The sequence below is a fragment of the uncultured Phycicoccus sp. genome (genome assembly GCF_947495705.1).
In the GTDB taxonomy this organism is placed as follows: domain Bacteria; phylum Actinomycetota; class Actinomycetes; order Actinomycetales; family Dermatophilaceae; genus Phycicoccus.
On sequence record NZ_CANLZR010000004.1, the window covers coordinates 288,812 to 306,390 of the forward strand.

Consider the following 17,579-nt stretch of genomic DNA (forward strand, 5'->3'; position numbering starts at 1 on the left):
GTGATCCGTCGAGTCGTCGGCTGGGCCGGCGAGCTGCTCATCACTGCCGGCGTCGTCGTCCTGCTCTTCGTGGCCTGGCAACTGTGGTGGACCGACGTCGTCGCCGACCGCAAGCAGGACCAGCTGGTCCAGGCCCTCGTGGACGACTTCGCCGACGGCGACCCGACGGTGGGCGGCGACGCCTTCCCCGACCTCGGCGAGGACGAGGCGTTCGCCGTCATCCGGGTCCCCCGGTTCGGCCCCGACTACGCCCGCCCGGTCATCGAGGGCGTCGAGCTGCCCGTGCTCGCCCTCGGCGTCGGCCACTACTCCGAGACGGCCGGGCCCGGTGAGGTCGGCAACTTCGCGATCGCCGGGCACCGCACGACGTACGGGCGGCCGTTCCACGAGATCGACACCCTGCGCGAGGGCGACCGGGTAATTGTCGAGACCCAGGCGACGGTGTACGTCTACGAGGTCACGGCCTCGGAGATCGTCCGGCCGTGGCAGACCGAGGTCATCGCGCCGGTGCCCGACCAGCCCGGCGAGCAGCCCGAGGAGCGCATCATCACGCTGACGTCCTGCCACCCCAAGTACAGCGCCACGGAGCGCTACATCACGCACGGGCGGCTCGCCGAGACCATCCCGCGGGAGCAGTGGCGGCTCGAGGACTGGACCGACGTCGCGGGGAGGCCCTGATGTACGCCGCGCTGTGGCGGGTGCTGCCGGGGCCGCGGTGGGCCAAGGCCGTCCAGAGCGCCCTGCTCGTGGCGGTCGTGGTCGCCGTGCTGTTCCAGTGGGGGTTCCCCGCGGTGGCCGAGGTCCTGCCGTTCAACGACAACACGGTCGGCGGTGCACCATAGGGGCATGACCCGGGTCCTCGTCGTCGACAACTACGACAGCTTCGTCTTCACGATCGTCGGCTACCTCGAGCAGCTCGGCGCCGACTGCGAGGTCGTCCGCAACGACGCCGTCACCCCGGCCGACGGAGCCGACTTCGACGGCGTGCTCGTCTCCCCCGGCCCCGGGACGCCCGAAGAGGCCGGCGTCTCGATGGCGATGATCGAGGCCTGCGCCGAGCGCGAGCAGCCGATGCTCGGGGTGTGCCTCGGCCACCAGGCGCTGGGCGTCGTCATGGGCGGAACCGTGGGGCGGGCACCCGAGCTGCTGCATGGCAAGACCTCGCGGGTCCACCACGACGGCACCGGCGTCCTGGCCGGCCTCCCCGACCCGTTCACGGCGACGCGCTACCACTCGCTGACGATCGACCCGGCCAGCATGCCCGAGACGCTGCTGCCCAACGGGCGCACCGAGTCCGGGATCGTGATGGCCGTCCGGCACGCGACGCTGCCGCTGCACGGCGTCCAGTTCCACCCGGAGTCGGTGCTCACCGAGGGTGGCCACCGGATGCTCGCCAACTGGCTGCTGCTCGCCGGGATGCCCGACGCTCTGGAGCGCTCGGCCGGGCTGTCGCCGCTCGTCCACGACGCGGCCGGGGTGGCCCGGGCCGTCGCCGCCGACTGACGGCGCCGCGGCGGGTCAGTCGCCAGTGGCCGACGGGCTCGGACTACCTGACGGCGACGGCGAGGGGGACTCGGTGGGCGAGGGCGTCACCGTCGTCGGGGTGACGGTGGGCGCCTCCTTCTGGGCGATGACGATCTTGACCGTGCTGCCGGTGTCGACCTTCTCCTTGCCCTTCGGGTCCTGCGAGATGACGGTGCCCTCGTCGGCGTCCCCGGTCTGCTGGTACTCGGTCTCTACCGTGAGGTTGGCGTCGGCCAGCTCGCGCTGCGCCTCGTTCTGCGACATCCCGACGACGTTCGGCACCTCGACCTGGCCGGTGCCCACCTCGAGGGCGATCCGGGTGCCCGGCTTGACGTCGGTGCCGCTCGCGGGGTCGCTGGAGATGACCTCGTCCTCGGCGGCGTCGGGGTCGTCGACGTCGGTCACCTCCCCCACAGCGAGCCCGAGGTCGTCGAGCAGCTGGGTCGCCTCGTCGAGCGAGCGGCCGCGCAGGTCCGGGACCTGGACGTTGTCGGGCCCGCCCGAGACGGTGATGCGCACCGTCGAGTTCCGCGGAGCCTGGACCCCGCCCTCGGGGGTCTGCGAGATCACCTGGCCCTCGGGCACCTCGTCGTCGGCGGCCACGACGGCGTCCACCGTGAACCCGGCGCGGGCGAGGTTGACCTCGGCGGTCTGCCGCGGCTGACCGACGACGCTGGGCACCGCGACGGTGGGGACCTCGTCGGTGCCGAAGTAGTTGACCAGCCCGAACGCCAGCAGCCCGAGCGCGGCGAGCACGGCCACGGCGAGGGCGACGTACGCGCCGCGCCCCCGTCGCGGCTCGTCGTCGTACAGCGGGTGCTCGCTGGTGTCCGGCGGGGGAGGCGGGACGGGCGCCTCGGGCATCTGGTAGGCCGCCGTCTGGTCGGCCGCCGCGGCGGCGGCCGCCAGGTCGTTGCGGGGCAGCGCCTGGGTGGCCTCGGCGCCCAGCACCGTGCCGGCGGCGGCCGCACCCGCGAGGCCGGCGGCAGAGGCGCGGGCGGCGGCGCTCACGGGCCGGCCGAGGCGCACGGCCTGCAGGTCGGTACGGAACTCGGCGGCGTCCTGGTACCGGGCCTCGCGCGGCTTCTCGAGGGCGTGCAGGACGACGGCGTCGAGGTCGGGCGGCACGTCCTCGGCGAACCGCGACGGAGGCACCGGTGCCTCGCCGACGTGCTGGTAGGCGATGGCGACGGGGCTGTCGCCGAGGAACGGGGGCCGGCCGGTGACGAGCTCGAAGAGCATGCACCCGGCCGAGTACAGGTCGGAGCGGGCGTCCACCGACTGCCCCTGGGCCTGCTCGGGCGAGAGGTACTGCGCCGTCCCGATGACCGCCGAGGTGGCGGTGACGGTGGCGTTCGCGTCGGCCATGGCCCGGGCGATGCCGAAGTCCATGACCTTGATCGACCCGTCGTCGGCGACCATGACGTTCGCCGGCTTGATGTCGCGGTGGACGATGCCCTGCCGGTGGCTGTAGGCGAGGGCGTCCAGGACGCTCTCGGTGACCCGGATCGCCTCGGTGGGGTCGAGCTGCTTCTCCTCGGTGAGCACCTCGCGCAGGGTCCGGCCGTCGACGTACTCCATGACGATGTACGGGATGTTGATCGTCGAGCCGCCGGACTCGGTGTAGGCGTGGTCCTCGCCGTGGTCGTACACGGCGACGATCGAGGCGTGGTTGAGGCTGGCCGCCGACTGCGCCTCGCGCTGGAAGCGGTGGATGAAGGTCTTGTCGCGCGCGAGGTCGCTGCGGAGCATCTTGATGGCGATCGGACGCCCGAGACGGGTGTCGAACCCCTTGTGCACCTCGGCCATGCCGCCGCGTCCGAGGAGCTCACCCACCTCGTACCGGCCCCCGAGCAGCGTCGGGACCTCAGCCATGTCGTGCACTCCTCATCGCGTCAACCGGGCTTCCATGACCTGCCGCGCGATCGGCGCGGCGACCGAGCCCCCACTCGTCTCGGTGTTGGCGATCCCGCCGTCCTCGACGATGACCGCGACCGCGATCTCCGGGTCGTCGGCCGGAGCGAAGGAGATGAACCACGCGTGCGCGCGCCGGCCCTCCCCGTGCTCCGCCGTCCCCGTCTTGCCGGCCACCTGCACGCCGGGGATCTGGGCGCGCCGCCCGGTGCCCTCCTCGACGGTCGCGACGAGCATGTCGGTGAGCTGCCCGGCGACCTCGGAGTCGACGGCCTGCGACAGCTCGGTCGGCTCGGCCGAGTCGATGACCGACAGGTCCGAGCCGATGACCGACTGCACGAGGTAGGGCTGCATGACGACGCCGTCGTTGGCGACCCCGGCAGCGACCATCGCCATCTGCATCGGGGTGGTGCGCACGTCGAACTGGCCGACCGAGGACTGGGCGAGCTGCGGGGCGTTCAGCTCGGCGGGGACCGAGCTGGGCGTGACCCGCATCGGCACCGCCGGGGAGTCCCCGAACCCGAACTTCGCGGCCTGGTCACGCAGCTTGTCGGCGCCGATCTTCATGCCCAGCTCGCCGAACGCCGGGTTGCACGAGACGACCATCGCCTGCTTGAGCGTGACCTCGTTCGTGGGGCTGCACGGCACGTTGCCGTTGTTCGGCAGGGTGGCGTCGGTGAGCGGCAGGTCGAGGGCCGCCCCGCCGGGAAGCACCGAGTCGGAGGTGTACTCGCCGTCCGAGAGCGCCGCCGCCGCGACGACGACCTTGAAGACCGACCCGGGCGGGTAGAGGTCGCCCCCGATGGCCCGGTTGACGAGCGGCCGGTCCTCGTCCTCGGTCAGCTTCTGGTAGTTCGCGTCGAGCTCGCCCAGGTCGTGCCCGGCCACCGTGTTGGGGTCGAAGGTCGGGTGGCTGACCATGGCGAGGATGGCCCCGGTCTTGGGGTCGAGCGCCACCACCGCGCCGCGCGCGTCACCGAGCGCCGCGTCCGCGGCCTTCTGCACGGCCGGGTCCAAGGTCGTCTCGATGGTGGCTCCCTGGGCACGCCGGCCGGTGAACAGGTCGGACACCCGGCGGTAGAACAGCTTGTCGCTGGAGCCTGAGAGCAGCGCGTCCTCGGCCTGCTCGAGGCCGCCGACGGCGCCGTAGAACGAGTAGAAGCCGGTGACGTGGGCGTACCGGCCGTCCTCGGGGTACTCGCGCTGGAACTTGAACTCGTCGTCGGTGGGCACCGACGTGGCGACCGGGGTCTGCCCGACGAGGATCTCGCCGCGCTCGCGGGCGTACGTGGCGAGCAGGGTGCGGCGGTTGTCGGCGCGGGCGTTGAGGTCGGCCGCGAAGACGTACTGGATGAGCGTCGTCGACACGAGCAGCGAGGCGAAGAGCATGCCGACGATGAAGGAGAGCCGGCGGATGGGGGCGTTCACCGCAGCTTCACCACCTGGGTCTGGGCGTCGCCGACGGCGCTGGCGTCCTTCTCGTCGGGCAGGGGCCGCCGCGCGTGGTCCGAGATGCGCAGGAGGATCGCGAGCAGCGTCCAGTTGGCGAGCAGCGAGGACCCGCCCGAGGACAGGAACGGCGCCGTGAGACCGGTGAGCGGGATGACCCGGGTGACCCCGCCGACGACGACGAAGCACTGGAGCGCGAGCGAGAACGACAGCCCCGCGGCCAGCAGCTTGCCGAACCCGTCCCGGGTGCCGAGCGAGGTGCGCAGGCCGCGCTCGACGAGCAGCACGTACAGCATGAGGATGGCGAAGAGCCCGATGAGCCCGAGCTCCTCGCCGAAGCTGGGGATGATGAAGTCCGACTCCGCGAGGTAGGTGAGGTCGGGCCGTCCGCGGCCGATGCCGGTGCCGACCATGCCGCCCGCGGCCATGCCCATGAGGCCCTTGGCCAGCTGGTCGGAGGTCTGCAGCGCCTCGGAGCTGAACGTGTCGAGCCACAGCAGGACCCGGGTCTGGACGTGGCCGAAGATGAGGAACGCCACGTACGCGCCGGCGACGAACAGGCTGAGGCCGATCGCGATCCACGACACCCGTTCGGTGGCGATGTAGAGCATCGCGACGAAGAGGCCGAAGAACAGCAGCGAGGACCCGAGGTCACGCTCGAACACGAGCACCGCCAGGCTCGCCACCCAGGCGAGGAGGATGGGCCCGAGGTCGCGGGCCCGGGGCAGGGTCAGCCCCAGCACCTTGCGGCCGGCCACCGACAGGGCGTCGCGGGTCTGCACCAGGTACCCCGCGAAGAACACCGCGAGCAGCAGCTTGGCGACCTCGCCGGGCTGGAACGACAGCGGCCCGATCCGGATCCAGATGCGCGAGCCGAACTCGGCGTTGCCGATGACGGGCATGAGCGGCAGCAGGAGCAGCACGAAGCCGCCGACGCCGGCGATGTAGGTGTAGCGGCGCAGCAGGCGGTGGTCGCGCACCACGATGAGGACGACGGTGGCGATGCCGACGGCCAGCGCGCTCCACATGAGCTGGCGCAGCGCGACGCCCTCGGTGATGTCGCGGCCGCGGGCGATGTCGATGCGGTGGATCATGACGAGCCCGAGCCCGTTGAGCAGCGTGACGATCGGCAGCAGCAGCGGGTCGGCGTACTTCGCCCGCCAGCGCAGGACGACGTGGAAGGCGAGCGCCACTCCGAGGTAGCCGACGCCGAGGGCGGCCAGGCCCGGCGGCACGGTGCCGGTGGTGGCGATGCCGAGGTTGACGTAGGCGAGCCCGACGATACCGACCGCCCCGAGCAGGAGGATCAGCTCGGTCGTGCGGCCGCTGCGCGGCGCGAGGGAGGAGACGATGCTCATACCGGCGGCGGGATGGTCGGGCTCGACCGGGGGCCGGGCAGGGTGACGGTGGCCGACGGGCTGGGCAGCGTGGGCAGCCCCGTGGAGGTCGGCGAGGCGGTGGACGTCGGGGAGGGGGTCGGGGTGGGCTCGACCCAGGTCGGCGGCACGGTGCGGCACGGGTCGCCCTGCGACTTGGCGTACCGGCAGGCGGCGGCCTGGACGCGCAGCTCGGAGACGCGGACCTCGGCGTCCTCGAGGCTGGAGGCCTGGATGCCCGCCTCGATGCTCTGCTGGTAGCTGGTGGGCAGGTCCTCGACGTCGATGGTCGTCGAGTACTCCGGCGACGACAGGGACACCCAGCCGAGGGTCTGGTCGACGCCCCGGAACACCGTGACGACGCCGTCCTGCGCGCCGAGGTAGTACTGCTGCTGCGACCACGCGTAGGCGGCGTACGACCCGCCCGCCAGGACGACGAGGGCGACGACGGCCGCGGCCGCGAGGCGCAGCACGGTGCCGCCCCGGCCGCGGGGGCCCTCCTCGGCGAGGGTCAGCCCCTCGTCGTCCCCTTCGGTGGCGGACTTGGCGAGCGCTGCGGCCTTCGCGGCGGGCGTGACGGGGATCGGGCGGGTGCCGGTGGTGCGGGCCGCGGCGGCGCCGACGACCTGCGGCTGGGTGGGTGGGGCGTGCGAGCGGGCGACGTCGACGAGGTCACCGACGACGACCGTGACGTTGTCGGGAGCGCCGGCGCGCAGGGCGAGCGCGACGAGCCGGTCGGCGCACTCGCCGGGGTCCTTCGTGCTCGTCAGCACCTCGTCGATGGTGTCGCGGGCGACGTAGTCGGTGAGGCCGTCGGAGGCGATGAGGTAGCGGTCGCCGACCTTGCCCTGGCGGACGACGAGGTCGGGCTCGTCGTCGTCGGCACCGGTGAGCACCCGGGTGACGAGGGAGCGCTGCGGGTGGGTCTTGGCCTCGTCGGCGGTGATGCGTCCCTCGTCGACGAGGTTCTGGACGAACGAGTGGTCCTTGGTGACCTGGGTGACCGTGCCGTCCCGGACGAGGAAGGCGCGCGAGTCGCCGATGTGCGCCAGGGTGATGCTCTCGCCGGTGCGGAGCATCGCGATGAGGGTCGTCCCCATCCCGTCGAGCTTGGGGTCGTCCTGGACCCGGTCGCCGATCTCGGCGTTCGCGCGGTGGATGCGCGAGAGCAGGGCGCTGCTGGCCTCCCGTGCCGAAAGCGACTCGCCGTCGAGGTCGACGAGCGCGGCCACGACCGTCGAGCTGGCGACGTCACCGCCGGCGTGCCCGCCCATGCCGTCGGCCATGGCGAGCAGGTGGGGGCCGGCGTAGCCCGAGTCCTCGTTGTTGGACCGGACCATGCCGACGTCCGAGCGGGCCGCGTAGTGGAAGGCGAAGGGCATCGGCTACCTCTGCAGCTCGAGCATCGTCTGCCCGATCCGGAGGACGCTGCCGGCCGCCACTTCGCGCGGCTCGGTGAGGCGTGTGGCCCCGAGGTAGGTGCCGTTGGTGGAGCGCAGGTCCTCGACCATCCACGTGCCGTCGTCGCTCTGGAAGATGCGGGCGTGCCGGCCGGAGGCGTAGTCGTCGTCGAGGACGAGGGCGCACTCGGGGCTGCGCCCGATGAGGGTGCCCGCCGGGCGCAGCGGCAGCGTCGTCCCGGACAGCGCGCCGGCGGTGACGACGAGCCGGGTCGGGCCCTTGCGGGCGGGCTTGGGTGCCTTGGGGGCGCGCCCGCGGCGGCCCTCGCCCGGCGGCGGCGCCGGGGTGCCCCGCGCGGGGGTGGGGGTCGCCCGGCGGTTGACGCGGGTGCCGTAGAGGTCGCCGCGCAGGACTCCGACGACGGCGAAGACGAAGACCCAGAGCAGGATCAGGAGCCCGAGCCGGAGCACGGTGAGGGTCAGCTCGCTCAGCATCGGAGGGTCACCGCCGGCCCGCGCGGAACGTGATCGAGGTGCGTCCCACCGTGATCCGGTCGCCGTCCTCGAGGTGGGTGCTCGTGATGCGCTCGCCGTTGACGAAGGTGCCGTTGGTCGACCCGAGGTCACGCACGCTCGTGACGAAGTGCGGGCCGTCGGTGGTCACCCGGATCTCGCTGTGCCGGCGCGAGATGCCCGGGTCGTCGAGGATGATGTCGGCGCTGTCGTCGCGGCCGAGGATGGTCATCGCGCCCATAAGGGGGTAGCGCTCGCCGTCGACGTCGAGCCAGGGCCGGTCGGCCGGGTTGACCCGACGCTTCGGCGGCGGGGCCGCCGCCGCTTCGCGGGCGGCGTGCGGGCGGGTGGGCTCGTCGTCGTCCTCACCGGCGGCGGCGGCCGGGCCGGCTGCGGGGCCGACGGCAGCGGCGGGGTCCGGGGACGAGGGCCGGATGGCGCGCTCCTGGCCGGTCAGGCCGGTGGCGCGGGGCCGGGACGCCTTGGAGGGACGGAGCCGGAACACGCCGGTCTCGAGGTCGTCGTGCTCCTCGAAGACGATGTCGAACGGGCCGGCCGGCTGGTAGTGCTGCCCCTCGCAGTGCTCCTCGGCTGCGGCCACGAGATCCATCTCGACCGAGCGCATGTCGGGCGAGATGCGGTCGAAGTCGCCGGGGCTCAGCTCGATGACGAAGACGTTGGGGACGATCGCCCGCCCGGAGGACGTGACCGCGCGGTCGTCCATCGCGCGGCGGATGTTGCTGGCGATCTCGACGGGGTGCACGGCCGAGCGCAGGTGTCGGGCGAAGGTGCCCTGGACGGCGCGTTCGATCCCCGCCTCGAGGCGGTCGAGCAGACCCATGTCGCACCTCCTCCTACGGTCGTCGGTTGCAGGCGTCGGTAGAGCCTATCTGCCGAGCCTGCCCGCTTCCTGGACGGCGTGCGGTGCAGGTGGATGCGTACCGTGGGGCCATGGTGGAGCCGGTGCTCGTTCTCCGTCCCCGCGAGGTGCCGTTGGGTGGTCCGCGGGCCATGACCGTGCGGCGGACGCTGCCGACGCGCGGGCGGTCGTTCGTCGGCGCCTGGTGCTTCCTCGACCACTACGGGCCCGACGACGTCACGCGGACCGGGGGGATGGACGTCCCGCCGCACCCGCACTGCGCGCTGGCCACGGTGTCGTGGCTGTTCAGCGGCGAGGTGGAGCATCGCGACTCGCTCGGGACGGTGGCGACGGTGCGCCCCGGCGAGGTCAACCTCATGACCGCCGGGCGGGGCATCTCGCACTCCGAGGTGTCGACCGGGGCCACGACGGTGCTGCACGGCGCGCAGCTGTGGGTGGTGCTGCCCCAGGCCGCGGCCGACGTCGAGCCGCGGTTCGAACACCACGTGCCGCCCACCATCGACCCGGCGCCCGGGGTGGAGGCGCAGGTGTTCGTCGGGTCGCTGTGGGGCTCGGCCTCGCCGGTGCGGGTGGAGTCGGCGCTGTTGGGCGCCGAGGTGCGGCTCGCGCGGGGCGCCACGGTGGCGCTGCCGGTCGACGAGGCGTTCGAGGTGGGGGTACTGGTCGACTCCGGGTCGGTGACGGTGGATGGGACGCCGGTCGCGGCGGCGGAGCTGGCGGTGGTCGAGGCCGGCCGGGCGACCGGGCTGGTGCTGGAGGCGGGGCCGGAGGGTGCGCGGGTGCTCGTCCTCGGGGGCGAGCCGTTCACCGAGGAGATCGTCATGTGGTGGAACTTCATCGGGCGGGACCACGAGGAGGTCGCCGCGGCCCGGGCGGCATGGGAGGCCGGCGCGTCGGGCGATGCCTCGGGCCGGTTCGGGCGGGTCGACGGGTACGTCGGTCCCGTCGCTCGTATCCCCGCGCCGGCGCTGCCGGGGGTGCGGCTCAAGCCTCGAAGCAACCGGTCGCCCTCGCGCGACCTCGCGGCGGAGCCCCCGCCGATGTCCTGAACTGCGCGGCGCTCCGGCCTCGCCGACCCCGGCTTTGGTCGATCGGGGGTGCATCGGGCACACTAAGACGGCTCATCCGAGCACCACGCGCAAGTGGCGGAACGGCAGACGCGCTGGCTTCAGGTGCCAGTGTCCGAAAGGGCGTGGGGGTTCAAATCCCCCCTTGCGCACCACAGGAACCCCCCGGACCCCGGTCCGGGGGGTTCCGTGTGTTCGGGAGTCCGTTGGTCCGGAGGCGACACCGTCGCCGGTTCGGGTCCGGGCGGGTGGCGCGGGAGAGACTGGGGGCGTGCGTGCGCGGCCGGTGATCCTCCACCTCGACCTCGACGCGTTCTTCACCGCTGTCGAGCAGCTGCACAAGCCGTCCCTGCGCGGCAAGCCGGTCGTCGTCGGGGGCGTGGGCGGGCGAGGGGTCGTCGCGACGGCGTCGTACGAGGCCCGCGTGTTCGGGGTGCACTCGGCGATGCCGACCGCCGAGGCCCGGCGTCGCTGCCCGAACGCGGCCTACCTCGGCCCGCGCTTCGAGGCGTACCGCGACTGCTCGGTCCGGGTGATGGACCTGGCGCGCGAGCTGACACCGCTGCTCGAGCAGGTCTCGATCGACGAGGCCTACCTCGACCTCGGGCCGACCCACCCGGACGCGGACGTCGCCACGGTCACCGACCTCGCCGAGGGGCTGCGGGCCCGGGTCCGGGAGGCGACCGGGCTCACCGTCTCGATCGGAGCCGGGACGAGCAAGCTCGTCGCGAAGATCCACTCCGACCTCGCCAAGCCCGACGGGCTTCTCGTCGTCCCCGCCGGTGAGGAGGCCGAGCGCCTCGCCCCGATGTCGGTGCGCGCCATCCCGGGGGTCGGGCCGGCGACCGCCGCCCGCCTGGCCGCGAACGGGGTGACGACGGTGGGCCGGCTGGCCGCGCTCGGGCTGGACGAGGCCGTGGCACTCCTGGGGCGAGCGCACGGGACGCAGCTGCACGCCTTCGCCCACGGCCTCGACGACCGGGAGGTCGTGACCGAGCGCGCCGCGAAGTCGGTGTCGGCGGAGACCACCTTCGACGTCGACGTCACCGACCGGGTGCGCCTCGGCCGGCACCTGCGCGAGCTCGCAGACCGGGTGGGGACGCGGCTGCGCCAGGACGGGCTGTCCGGCCGGACCGTGGTGCTCAAGGTGCGGCGGCACGACTTCAGCACCCTGACCCGGTCGACGACCCTCGACCAGCCGACCGATGACGTCGCCACCGTCGTGCGTCACGCGGAACGGCTGCTCGGCGGGCTCGACGTCGCCGACGGGCTGCGGCTCATCGGGGTGGGCGTCTCGGGCCTCAGCCTCTACACCCAGCCGGACCTGCTCGACGGCCTGCTCGACCTGCCGGACGCGCCGCCGCCGGGGCCCTCATCAGCGGAGCCGTTCGACCGCCCGGATGCCGGCGGGGGCGAGGCCCCGGCTGCGCCCGAGCCCGACGGCACTCCGCTGCCCGAGCCGGCGCCTGCTCCGGGGCGGCCCCGCTGGCGCCCGGGCCAGGACGTCGAGCACACCGAGCACGGCCACGGCTGGGTGCAGGGCAGCGGGGTCGGGCGGGTCACCATCCGGTTCGAGGGCCCGCACACCGATGTCGGCCGCATCCGGACCTTCCCCGACGACGACCCCGACCTGACCCCCGCGGATCCACCGATCTGGGACCCCGCGGGCTCGGGCGGCTGACGCGGCTGACGCGGCCGGGGCGCAACAGCCGCTAGACGTGCTCCACGACGCACAGCTCGTTGCCCTCGGGGTCCTGCAGCACCAGCCACCGCACACCCGCGGCCTCGACCAGGTGCTCGTCCCAGTCACCCAGCCGGGTGGCGCCCAGCGCCTCGAGCCGGGTGACCCGCTCGCGTGGGTCGGGCGGGTGCACGTCGAGGTGTACGCGGTTCTTGCCGACCTTGTGCTCCGGCACCTGCTGGAGCAGGAGCGTCGGCGACGCCTCCCCGCCGCGGGCCACGAGGGCCGCGTACCCGGGCGGGGAGTCGACGTGCCGGTAGTCCAACGCTGCCTCCCAGAACGGGATCAGCGCTGCGGGGTCGAGGCAGTCGATGACGATCGAGATGCGCACGGTTACCGACTCTGCCACGTGCCGGACCACCCGTGCGGGTCAGCGCGTCAGCGCGAGACCTGGGTGGAGTAGCAGGCCCACATCGTCTGCGCCGTGTGGCCGTCGGTCTTGCCGGTCACCTTGTGGCAGGCCACGTCGCGATCGGGGTTGGTGGGGTCGGACCCGCCGTGCTGCACCCAGTTGCCGTAGAACCCGCCGCCGCGCCGGATCGCGCCCGCGTAGTAGGCGTAGTAGTCGCGGTCGTGCAGCGCGCCGATGGCGACGCCGGTCCACACGGTCTTGCCGACGTAGCCGTTCTTGTGCACGTTGCGGACGCACAGCGTCGTGCCGCGGGTCTCGTACTCCCAGATCTGAACGGTGCTGATGATCGTCCCGGCGCCGTTGCGGATGTGCTCGGAGCCGATGATCGAGCCCTGGCACGACGCGTACGTCGTCGTGTTCGTGTCGGCGCTCGCCGACGGTGCGGCCGCGACGATCGCGGCGACGGCAGCGGCTCCTGCGAGCACGCCGGACATGGTCTTCCTCATGGGTTTCCCCCCGTTGATGTCAGGACCGGTCCCGGTCCGCGGCGCTCTCCCCGCGCCGCGGGCCGAGTCTGTCAGGTCGGCCGCGCCGCTGCATCCGGAGCGACCGTCCTACCCGACGGGTCTCGGCTCCTCGCCCCGGGGGCGGACGTGGGTGGACACGTGATCGGCGAACAGGCCGGGCCAGGCCATGATCCCGTAGGGCGTGCGCGCGACCACGAGGCGGCTGTCGTCGATCAGCTCGTGGAGCAGGGCTGCGGTGCTCAGTGGGTGGGTCGGATCCTCGCTCCACGCGAGGACGAGGGTCGGGACATCGATGGTGCGGATCGCCTCGGGGTCGGGCAGGTCTGTCGACGCCGCACCACGGAGCACCGATGGCAGCAGGCTCTCGGCAACCGACGGCTCGGTGAGCGGGGCATCGGCGAGGGCCGGCGGGCCGATCGTCGACTCCGCCTGTGCGACGAACGCGGCGAGGCCCTCGCGCTCGACGAGCTCGGCGCCGGCCAGGTAGGTCGCGGCCTGGGGGCGCCGGGTGGTCCACGCGGTCGGCGGCACGACGAGGGTCAGGCTCGCGAAGCGGCCGGGGTCGCGGACCGCCGCGTGCAGGAGCGTGCCGGTGCCCATCGACGGGCCCGCGCCGTGGACCCGCTCACCCGGTGCGACGTGGTCGAGCAGCGCGAGCAGGTCGTCGGCGAGCCGGTGCCACTGGTAGCCGGCGGGGTGGCGGTCACCGGTGGAGCGGCCGTGGCCACGCGCGTCGTAGCGCAGCACCCGGTGGTCCCGTAGCGACCGGCCGAGGTCGAGCCCGATCCGCTCGTCGCGCTCGCGGCACGAGGTGAGGCCGTGCAGCTGGACCACGAGCGGGCCGGAGTCACCCTCGACGTCGTAGTCGAGGGTCGCGTCGCCGAGTTCGAGCGTGGGCACGCCGCCTCCAGGGGAACCGTCGTCGGGGATGGCCCTAGAGTACGGCGGCATGCGCCTCACGAACGTCGCGCAGATGACGCTGCCGACGGGACGGCTGCGCAGTCTCGAGGTCCGCGCCGTGCCCCAGCGGGCCGAGCGGCTGCCGGTCTCGTTCGACCAGGCCCGTCATGTGGGTGAGGGCGACCGGCCCGGGTCGTGGATGGCCATCGCCGTCCGGTTGCCCCTGCCGGTGATCGACCAGGACGTCGCGGCCGCGTGGGCCGCCGTCTGCGCCCGGCACGGGACGCTGCGGACCGTGTTCGAGCGGGCCGGAGGCGGCGAGGTGGCGCTGCACGACGCCGATCTGACCGTCGGGCCGTGGGTCGAGCACGACGTCGGCGACCGGGCGACCCGCGACGTGGTGCGGGAGGTTCTGGACGGGGCCTGCCGCCCGTTCGCCTCGCCGGCCCACCGGCTGTGCCTCGTCGAGCCCGCCCCGGAGGCCGACGACCCGCGCCCGGCCGTCCTCCTCGCTGCCGATCACGCCCACGTCGACCTGTGGAGCCTCGTCGTCCTCGTGCGCGACCTCGTGGCCTGCATCGACGACGTGCGCCGGGGCGCCGAGCCGGGAGGGCGGCTGCCGCCGTCCCCGGCGTTCGCCGACCACACCGCCGCGCTCCGGGCCCGACCGCCCGCGCCCGGCCACGTACGCCGGCGGTGGGCGGACATCCTCGAGGCCGAGGGCGGTGTCATGCCGCTGTTCCCGCTGCCCCTCGGCGACGTGTCGGCGCCGACGCCCGAGGTGGTCGAGGTCCGTGACGTCCTCGACGCCGACGGTGCCGCCCGGTTCGCCGACGTCGCGCACGGCCGTGGGGTCCGGATGATCGCCCTCGCGATGTCCGTGCTGACCCGGGCGACCCGGGAGGTGGCCGGGGCTCCGTTGCGGGCGGTCTTCCCCGTGCACAGCCGGTACGAGGACCGGTGGCACGACGCCGTCGGCTGGTTCATCACCAACGCCGTCATCGAGTCCTACGACACCGACCCGCGGACGTGCGCGGCCGCGGTCAGGGAGGCGCTCGGCCTCGGCTCCTGGCCCCTGGCTCCGATCCTGGCCCCGTGGGGCGGGATGCCCCAGGCCCCCGGGATGTTCGCGGTGTCCTGGCTCGACACGAGGCGGCTACCGGTGCACCTCGACCCCGCCCTCGACGTCCAGTACGTGTCAGCGGCCACCCGGACCGACGGCGTCATGGTCTGGTTCGTCGTCAACGACTCCGGGCTCCACCTGCGGTGCCGCTACCCCGGGACCCCGCAGGCGCGGGCCAACGTCGGCGCCTGGCTCGACGCCGTCGAGGGCGGGCTGGTCGCGGCGGCCGAGGGCCGGTGAGCCTGACCAGTCCAGCCTGTGGAGCATTAGGTAAGGCTGCCCTTGGTATGGTGAGGTTTACCTGACTCGCAGATGGGCTGCGACGCGGAACGGAGGTGCGCGGTGATCGTCTGTCACTGCATGGTCGTCAACGACACGGCCATCACCGACGCCGTCGACGCCGGCGCCACGACGCTCGCGGAGGTGTGCCGCTCCACCGGGGCCGGGACGGACTGCGGCGGCTGCGTCTTCTCGGTCAAGGCGATCGTCTGCAACCATGACGTCTTCCGCGCGCGCACGATGGACGACCTGAGGGCGCTCGCCACCGACGTCAGCCTCGACGAGGAGCCCATCCGTGCAGCCAGTTGACCGCCGTGTCGTCGACCTCTTCAACGAGGCCCTGACGTTCGAGCTCACCGTGACCAACACGTACTTCCTGCACGCCCGGATGCTCGACAACTGGGGCTTCGTGCGGCTCGGCAAGGTCTTCTACGACCTCTCGATCGACGAGATGAAGGACGCCGACGCCATCATCAACCGGATCCTCTTCTTCGAGGGCCACCCGAACGTGCAGAAGCTCGGTGCCATCACGATCGGCGAGGACGCGCACGAGATGCTGCGCCTGGCGCACACCAGCGAGCTCGCGGCCATCGCCCAGTTCAACGCCGCCGCCCAGGAGTGCCACGACCTCGGCGACCACGGCTCGGCCGCCATCTTCGAGGAGATGGTGCGCGACGAGGAGAAGCACGCCGACTGGTTCGAGTCTCAGCTCGACGCCATCGACCGGATCAGCGTCCAGCAGTACCTCGCCCAGCAGATGGAGCCCGGCTCCGCACCCTGAGCCTGCGCGCTCGCGGGACCGCGACCCCCGGGGGCCGCGCCCGGCGGCCGCCGGGCGGCGCTCAGCCGTCGAGCAGCTCGGGCCGGGCCAGGTGCTCGACGACGATCTGCTGCAGCCGGCCCGCGTGGGCGCCGTCGATGATCCGGTGGTCCGCCGTCGCGACGAGCACCACCGTCGGGCGGACGACCACCTCACCGCCCACCGCGACGGGCCGGTCGCGGATCGCGCCGATCGCGAGGTACACCGCGGCCCGCGCGAACGGTGCGGGCGCGAGGTAGGCCTCGTCGAGGCCGAGGGTGCCGACGTTGGAGACGAACGCCGTGCCGAGCGGCCGCCCCGGCTGGCCGAACGCCGGGGTGTTCAGGCCCCCGACGAGCAGGCTCGCGGTACTCAGCACCGGCCGCATCGCCCACCAGGGGGCGATCCGGACGAGCGCGGAGGTGCGGCGATGGTGCCGGTCCTCGTCCGCTCGCAGCAAGGCGGCGGCCGACGCGACCCGCTGGGCGACCTCGGTGCTCGACAGCCGGTCGGCGTCCTCGACGCGGACGGGGCCGAGGTCCTCACCGTTCTCGATGTCCACCGCGAACGAGACCGTGCAGCCCTCGACGGGCACGATCCGGCCGAAGACGACGCGGGCCCGGGCCTCGGGGACGGCGCGCATGGCCCGGCCGAGCGCCGCGCCGACGAGGTGGGTCAGGGTCACCCGCACCCCCGTCGACCGGCGGAGGTGCTCGATGTGCGCGAGGGCCGCGGTGACGTCGACCTCCGTGCGGGCGTGGATGCGACCCTCGACCGGCGCGCGCCACGTGGCGGCGGCGATCTTGCGCCGGACGCTGCGCCCGCTCATGCGGCGGGCCCCGGCGCGGGGTCGACGCTGCGCGCCGGCGCGGACCCCTGGGCCGGCATACCGGCCAGGACGCCGCGCACGAGCTGACGAGGCAGCCCCGCGACAGCGGCAAGGGGTGCGGCCCGGCGCGGCAGCCTGACCACCGGCCGACCGGCCTCGACGGCGTCGAGCACGGCGGCGGCCACGACGCCGGGGTCGAGGTCGCGCAGGGCGCGGAGCCGGTAGACCCGGGCGAACGAGCCACCCGCCGCCGAGTGCCGGCGGGCCCGGTCCATCATCGCGGACTCGACCGGGCCGAGCTCGGCGACGGTGGTACCCACTCCGGTGCGGCGCAGCTCGAGCCGCAGCCCAGCGGCGGCGTGGGTGAGCCCGGCCTTCGTGGCCCCGTACACGGCCAGCCCGGGGAAGCTCGCGACCCCGGCGAGCGAGGAGACCAGAACGACGTGGCCGTGCCCGCGGGCGATCATGCCGGGCAGGACGAGGCGGGTCAGCGCGAGCGGCGCCGTGAGGTTGAGCGCCACGGTGCGCTCGACGTCGCCGGGCTCGAGCTCGTCGAGGCGCCCGACGGTCTCGACCGCGGCGTTGTGCACGATGGCGTCGACGGGCCCGGAGCCGGCCTCCGCTCGGGCGATGACGTCCTCGAGGGCGCTCGCCTGGGTGAGATCGGCCGGGAGGGGTCGCACGCCGAGGCGGCGCGCGAGATCGTCGAGCGGCCCGGCCGACCGTGCCACGACGGTGACCCGCGCCCCGCGGGCCACGAGCTGCTCGGTGAGCCGCCGGCCGATGGTGCCGGTGGCTCCGGTGAGCAGGACGTGGCGGTCGGCGAGGAGCATCCGCCCAGTCTGGGCTGCCGGGCCCGGCGGCCCGGCATCGGGTGGCCCCGCGTGTCGAAGGTTGGTCCCACCC

General features: G+C 73.6%; 19 protein-coding genes and 1 tRNA gene. 9 read left to right on the forward strand and 11 right to left on the reverse strand.

Going from position 1 to position 17,579, the window contains the following annotated elements:
• Genes Q0963_RS08400 through Q0963_RS08410 form a run of 3 tightly spaced genes read left to right on the forward strand, consistent with a single transcriptional unit; the run spans window position 1 to window position 1,503 of the window.
• The gene (locus Q0963_RS08400) at window positions 1-678 is read left to right on the forward strand and encodes a class E sortase (RefSeq protein WP_299444958.1); all 678 of its coding nucleotides are present in this window, start codon (window positions 1-3) and stop codon (window positions 676-678) included.
• Window positions 678-842 carry a hypothetical protein gene (locus Q0963_RS08405; protein WP_299444959.1) on the forward strand — a complete coding sequence of 55 codons (165 nt, stop codon included), beginning with the start codon at window positions 678-680 and terminating at the stop codon, window positions 840-842. The genes Q0963_RS08400 and Q0963_RS08405 overlap by 1 nt, the downstream gene beginning before the upstream one ends.
• Window positions 843-846: 4 nt before the next feature.
• Window positions 847-1,503 (forward strand): aminodeoxychorismate/anthranilate synthase component II, encoded by a 657-nt coding sequence (locus Q0963_RS08410; RefSeq protein WP_299444960.1) that lies wholly within the window; start codon window positions 847-849, stop codon window positions 1,501-1,503.
• A 15-nt stretch (window positions 1,504-1,518) separates the two neighbouring features.
• On the opposite strand, the gene pknB is transcribed toward Q0963_RS08410, so the two are convergent.
• The 6 genes from pknB to Q0963_RS08440 are packed head-to-tail and all read right to left on the reverse strand — an operon-like array spanning window position 1,519 to window position 9,017.
• On the reverse strand, window positions 1,519-3,399 hold the full coding sequence (pknB, locus tag Q0963_RS08415) for a Stk1 family PASTA domain-containing Ser/Thr kinase (protein WP_299444961.1): 1,881 nt from the start codon (window positions 3,397-3,399) through the stop codon (window positions 1,519-1,521).
• Window positions 3,400-3,411: 12 nt separating this feature from the next.
• Window positions 3,412-4,866 (reverse strand): penicillin-binding protein 2, encoded by a 1,455-nt coding sequence (locus tag Q0963_RS08420; protein ID WP_299444962.1) that lies wholly within the window; start codon window positions 4,864-4,866, stop codon window positions 3,412-3,414.
• Window positions 4,863-6,245 carry an FtsW/RodA/SpoVE family cell cycle protein gene (locus Q0963_RS08425; RefSeq protein ID WP_299444963.1) on the reverse strand — a complete coding sequence of 461 codons (1,383 nt, stop codon included), beginning with the start codon at window positions 6,243-6,245 and terminating at the stop codon, window positions 4,863-4,865. Before Q0963_RS08425 ends, Q0963_RS08420 begins: the two co-directional genes overlap by 4 nt.
• Window positions 6,242-7,645: a PP2C family serine/threonine-protein phosphatase gene (locus tag Q0963_RS08430; RefSeq protein ID WP_299444964.1), complete on the reverse strand. Its 1,404-nt coding sequence runs from the start codon at window positions 7,643-7,645 to the stop codon at window positions 6,242-6,244. Before Q0963_RS08430 ends, Q0963_RS08425 begins: the two co-directional genes overlap by 4 nt.
• Before the next feature lie 3 nt (window positions 7,646-7,648).
• Window positions 7,649-8,155, reverse strand: coding sequence for an FHA domain-containing protein (locus tag Q0963_RS08435; protein WP_299445010.1), 507 nt, complete (start codon window positions 8,153-8,155; stop codon window positions 7,649-7,651).
• A 10-nt stretch (window positions 8,156-8,165) separates the two neighbouring features.
• Complete coding sequence (locus Q0963_RS08440) at window positions 8,166-9,017, reverse strand: DUF3662 and FHA domain-containing protein (RefSeq protein WP_299444965.1); 852 nt, start codon at window positions 9,015-9,017, stop codon at window positions 8,166-8,168.
• A gap of 110 nt (window positions 9,018-9,127) precedes the next feature.
• Between Q0963_RS08440 and Q0963_RS08445 the strand changes: the two genes are divergently transcribed.
• The 3 genes from Q0963_RS08445 (at window position 9,128) to Q0963_RS08455 (ending at window position 11,804) form a co-directional block, all read left to right on the forward strand.
• On the forward strand, window positions 9,128-10,105 hold the full coding sequence (locus Q0963_RS08445; protein ID WP_299444966.1) for a pirin family protein: 978 nt from the start codon (window positions 9,128-9,130) through the stop codon (window positions 10,103-10,105).
• An 87-nt stretch (window positions 10,106-10,192) separates the two neighbouring features.
• Window positions 10,193-10,278, forward strand: a tRNA-Leu gene (locus Q0963_RS08450).
• Window positions 10,279-10,394: 116 nt separating this feature from the next.
• Window positions 10,395-11,804, forward strand: a complete 1,410-nt coding sequence (locus tag Q0963_RS08455; protein ID WP_299444967.1) for a DNA polymerase IV — start codon at window positions 10,395-10,397, stop codon at window positions 11,802-11,804.
• A gap of 31 nt (window positions 11,805-11,835) precedes the next feature.
• Here the strand turns inward: Q0963_RS08455 and Q0963_RS08460 are convergent, their stop codons facing one another.
• From Q0963_RS08460 to Q0963_RS08470, 3 genes are all read right to left on the reverse strand, one after another.
• Window positions 11,836-12,195 carry a VOC family protein gene (locus tag Q0963_RS08460; RefSeq protein ID WP_299444968.1) on the reverse strand — a complete coding sequence of 120 codons (360 nt, stop codon included), beginning with the start codon at window positions 12,193-12,195 and terminating at the stop codon, window positions 11,836-11,838.
• Between the two features lie 47 nt (window positions 12,196-12,242).
• A complete protein-coding gene (locus Q0963_RS08465; protein WP_299444969.1) occupies window positions 12,243-12,722 on the reverse strand; it encodes a hypothetical protein in 480 nt (159 codons plus the stop codon).
• Between the two features lie 108 nt (window positions 12,723-12,830).
• The gene (locus Q0963_RS08470) at window positions 12,831-13,643 is read right to left on the reverse strand and encodes an alpha/beta fold hydrolase (protein WP_299444970.1); all 813 of its coding nucleotides are present in this window, start codon (window positions 13,641-13,643) and stop codon (window positions 12,831-12,833) included.
• A 49-nt stretch (window positions 13,644-13,692) separates the two neighbouring features.
• On the opposite strand from Q0963_RS08470, the gene Q0963_RS08475 reads away from it, so the two are divergent.
• The 3 genes from Q0963_RS08475 (at window position 13,693) to bfr (ending at window position 15,826) form a co-directional block, all read left to right on the forward strand.
• On the forward strand, window positions 13,693-15,006 hold the full coding sequence (locus tag Q0963_RS08475) for a condensation domain-containing protein (RefSeq protein ID WP_299444971.1): 1,314 nt from the start codon (window positions 13,693-13,695) through the stop codon (window positions 15,004-15,006).
• A 72-nt stretch (window positions 15,007-15,078) separates the two neighbouring features.
• Window positions 15,079-15,354 carry a bacterioferritin-associated ferredoxin gene (locus Q0963_RS08480; protein WP_299444972.1) on the forward strand — a complete coding sequence of 92 codons (276 nt, stop codon included), beginning with the start codon at window positions 15,079-15,081 and terminating at the stop codon, window positions 15,352-15,354.
• A complete protein-coding gene (gene bfr / locus Q0963_RS08485) occupies window positions 15,341-15,826 on the forward strand; it encodes a bacterioferritin (RefSeq protein WP_299444973.1) in 486 nt (161 codons plus the stop codon). The genes Q0963_RS08480 and bfr overlap by 14 nt, the downstream gene beginning before the upstream one ends.
• 61 nt (window positions 15,827-15,887) lie before the next feature.
• Here bfr and Q0963_RS08490 read toward each other — a convergent pair whose 3' ends face one another.
• Window positions 15,888-16,673 carry a 2-oxo acid dehydrogenase subunit E2 gene (locus Q0963_RS08490; protein WP_299444974.1) on the reverse strand — a complete coding sequence of 262 codons (786 nt, stop codon included), beginning with the start codon at window positions 16,671-16,673 and terminating at the stop codon, window positions 15,888-15,890.
• A complete protein-coding gene (locus tag Q0963_RS08495; protein ID WP_299444975.1) occupies window positions 16,670-17,506 on the reverse strand; it encodes an SDR family oxidoreductase in 837 nt (278 codons plus the stop codon). The genes Q0963_RS08490 and Q0963_RS08495 overlap by 4 nt, the downstream gene beginning before the upstream one ends.
• Between the last annotated feature and the right edge of the window lie 73 nt (window positions 17,507-17,579).